This window comes from Neobacillus drentensis (assembly GCF_036962765.1).
In the GTDB taxonomy this organism is placed as follows: Bacteria; Bacillota; Bacilli; order Bacillales; family Cytobacillaceae; genus Neobacillus; species Neobacillus drentensis_C.
Window position 1 is genome coordinate 1,646 of record NZ_JBALOS010000095.1, and the last position, 3,286, is coordinate 4,931.

Genomic DNA, 3,286 nt, shown 5'->3' on the forward strand with positions numbered 1-3,286 from the left:
TAGTAAATGACCCTTATAAGGCTCCAAAAAGCAACAAAGTTTACGAAAAGAGCCTTCACTAAAGAGCATTATATAAACCATGGATAAATGGACGAATTTTGAATGAAGGGATTGGTTATAATATCTTCAAATTTGGGGGTGGTTTAAAAAAAATGTTAAAAATCTCATCGGCATTGCTAGTCATATTCTTTACTCATATAGGAATCATTCATGCACAAACTTTAAAAGAAATATCCTATCCGTGTAGCGTGGTTCTTAAGCCGGTTAGGGATATTCCCAATGCACAAGGGACTGGATTAATTACAAAAGTTAAAAAGCCATATACGACTGGTCCAACAAGTCCGATTAGAGAAAGGAAGAGTGTAGGAATCTATGCGGATTGGTTACCTTTACCTTTAGCATTTGGAGACTATGACCAATATGAGGGGGTTGCACGGATCATTGGGGAAATCAGCTGGCGATTTAAGATGTATTCAGTTAAGGAGGACGCTCCGAGCTGGTTTGGTGGAACTCCTTGGGTAGGTAAAATTGAAGAGATATCTGCTTCGCTTCCTGTTAATACACGAGTGGAATTACGTCTTTCAAACTCAAAAACAAACAAGTTAGGACCTGTTATTTTGCAAAACACCCTACATCAATGCCATAAATAAAGTGGAGTGCTTAAAATGGAATTCCAATGGAACCCGTCATTGTAAAATGGAATTACATAATGAGGATAAAACCCAATTGGCTTTATCCTTTTTATTATGATTAAAGAGTTAGATTGTGAGGAATGTACTTAAAGTAAAGAACCAGAGAGTTGAAGAAGGAATTTGTAACCCCTTCCAGAATATACTTAATTAGAAATATAAAGGAGGAGTAAAAATAAAAGATGGCGATTTTCGTAGCATTAGCGATTGCAATACTGGGTTCAATAGTCGCTTACCAATTAAGCAAAGGAAAGTCGAAAAAAAGAAAATATATCGTTTGGGGCATTACTTCTATGGTAGCAATCGCGCCCTTCCTATCATTTTCAATAGGTTTAACATATGCAATTATTGTTCGTAATGGTTGGGCAGCAATGATTATGTTGTACTTGTTTCCAATAATTTTCATCTTAGGACTTATTATGTTATTGGTTGGTATCTTTAAGAAGAAAGGAACAGAAACTTTATAGATTCTTTAGTTACTGGGTCAAGTCTATGGTTTAGGGTTGACTGGATTAAGGTCAATTTCTGTATTGACACATCCTAACCATTTTCTTTATCTGTGGTGCAGCACTGATTTTGTGCTGCATGGATGGCTAACGGGGGCATTAGTAAAAAAATAATAAAAGGTGATCTAATTATGAATATACAAGTCAAACTGAAAGATATAATTGAGGAAATGGAAATACAGTTCGAAGAGTCACGTTCCTTACTTCATATTAAAACAGGTGAAATAGTGTTAGTTAAATCGGAGGACTTGAGAGCTGTTGAAGAAGAAAAACCATTTGATCATTTACCTGAATGGGAACGAGAAAATAGAATTATTGCAATGGATGTCGTTGAAAACTTTGAAAATTACATAGAATTACCTACTAAATATGAAGTGAATGAATATGAAATAATGGAAAACTATTGCCTAACAGTAAGTGATCAACGAAAGCAGGAATCCTTATTAAGGGCAATTAAAGGAAAGGGTGCATTTAGAAGATTTAAGGACAAAATAATAGACTTTGATATGGAAGATCAATGGTATTCATATCGTGACGAGCGTTTTATACAAATTGCGATTGAATGGTGTAAGGAAAATAATATTAACTTTATTGAATAGAAATGAGAGGGGGCGATTACTAAACTAAAGAGTAATCGCCTTTTCTCCTTATTAAAGTAAGGTGCAGTTAAAGAAGAGAAATATATTAGTAAACCCGGCATCATTGAGGTTCAAAGAATAGCCTAAAGTGAAAGAACAAAGCTGCCAAGAACTGTCGGCTTTTCTTATTGAAGTTACGAAGTTTAGTCTCATAAGCTTAATGTAGGGAAATTAGGTATATTTAAATTACCTTGTAAATAAGAATAGACCAAATGGATTTTATTCGGGGAGGTAAGCTAATGAATGGTGATGATACCGTTTTGCATCCTGATACAGGTGTTACATCAGGTATGTTTGTTGAACGTTCATTAAATGAAATACGTTTTTGGGCTAGGATCATGAAAGAGCATTCTTTATTTCTTCGATTAGGATTTAGAGCAGAGGATACTCAACTAATTCAAGAGGCTAATCAATTTTATCGATTATTTGAACACATCGAACAAACTGCACATTCCTTTAATAATCAGACTGACCCGGAACAAATAAAAAGATTTAATTCAGAGGTACAACAAGCTGCAACGAATATTTTCGTATTTAAACGGAAAGTATTAGGACTAATTCTCACATGCAAATTGCCGGGGGCAAATAATTTCCCACTATTAGTTGACCATACAAGTAGGGAAGCTAATTATTTTAGAAAACGATTAATTGAATTAAATGAAGGAAAATTACAATCGCTTCCAGATGCCATTATTAAAGAAAATGTCTTCTTCTTAAGGATTATGGCAGACCATGCCAAATTTATTGGACATCTACTTGATCCGTCCGAAAGGAAGCTAGTGGATGTAGCACGGAATTTCAGCAATGATTTTGATCAATTGCTGTATCAAGCAAAGGACTTAGAGTCGATGAAGCCACAATCTCAAACAGTTCCTCTTTTAGATCAATTCCTTGATCAAAATCGGGTGTCGGTCTCATCTCTTAGGGACTTCAAGAAAACAGCCCGTGATTTAATTGAGCAATGTAAAATAAAGAGCATTATTCATCCTCTGTTAGCTGACCATGTTTTCCGTGAAGCTGATAGATTCCTAGAAATCATTGATATGTTTGACGCACATCTTACAGGAGATAGCTCACAACCTGGATAATATTTTTTGAGGACGTATATAAAAAATTAGTTTAAATGTAGAGCGTTGGAGGTCCAGAGGTAACATCACTCATGATTAATACACTTATGTGTAACTAAATAACAATAAATTTAACGGTGAAGTTAAAAGAAGGGGATGGCTGCGGCGATCCTTTTTTGTTATTCAGCTAACGTGGCAGTTTAATCTTATAAGAATGAGGTCAATCGAATTCATCCGTGCTGATTGGAGTCGGAAGGAATTTATGCATAATTGAAGTTCGGCAATGTGTCTGTGAAAATTCATTCTCGTCTGATGCACTATCATTTTAAAATATGGCTATGTTAAACCTTATTGTTGATTTTGGCACCCTGTTGATCTACGTTCCA

The 3,286-nt window shown here is 35.1% G+C and carries 4 protein-coding genes; all 4 read left to right on the forward strand.

Features of this window, described 5'->3' with window-relative positions; translation table 11 throughout:
• Nucleotides 1-152 precede the first annotated feature (152 nt).
• The 4 genes from V7137_RS13285 (at nucleotide 153) to V7137_RS13300 (ending at nucleotide 2,921) form a co-directional block, all read left to right on the forward strand.
• The gene (locus V7137_RS13285; RefSeq protein WP_335698531.1) at nucleotides 153-650 is read left to right on the forward strand and encodes a hypothetical protein; all 498 of its coding nucleotides are present in this window, start codon (nucleotides 153-155) and stop codon (nucleotides 648-650) included.
• 221 nt (nucleotides 651-871) lie between these two features.
• On the forward strand, nucleotides 872-1,156 hold the full coding sequence (locus V7137_RS13290) for a hypothetical protein (protein ID WP_335698532.1): 285 nt from the start codon (nucleotides 872-874) through the stop codon (nucleotides 1,154-1,156).
• Nucleotides 1,157-1,326: 170 nt separating this feature from the next.
• A complete protein-coding gene (locus tag V7137_RS13295) occupies nucleotides 1,327-1,794 on the forward strand; it encodes a UPF0158 family protein (protein WP_335698533.1) in 468 nt (155 codons plus the stop codon).
• A gap of 278 nt (nucleotides 1,795-2,072) precedes the next feature.
• Nucleotides 2,073-2,921, forward strand: a complete 849-nt coding sequence (locus tag V7137_RS13300; protein ID WP_335698534.1) for a DUF2935 domain-containing protein — start codon at nucleotides 2,073-2,075, stop codon at nucleotides 2,919-2,921.
• The last annotated feature ends 365 nt before the right edge of the window (nucleotides 2,922-3,286 follow it).

Coding starts and splice junctions, on each gene's coding strand:
- V7137_RS13295 (WP_335698533.1), top strand. CDS start 1,327: ATGAATATACAAGTCAAACTGAAAGATATAATTGAGGAAATGGAAATA.
- V7137_RS13300 (WP_335698534.1), top strand. CDS start 2,073: ATGAATGGTGATGATACCGTTTTGCATCCTGATACAGGTGTTACATCA.
- V7137_RS13285 (WP_335698531.1), top strand. CDS start 153: ATGTTAAAAATCTCATCGGCATTGCTAGTCATATTCTTTACTCATATA.
- V7137_RS13290 (WP_335698532.1), top strand. CDS start 872: ATGGCGATTTTCGTAGCATTAGCGATTGCAATACTGGGTTCAATAGTC.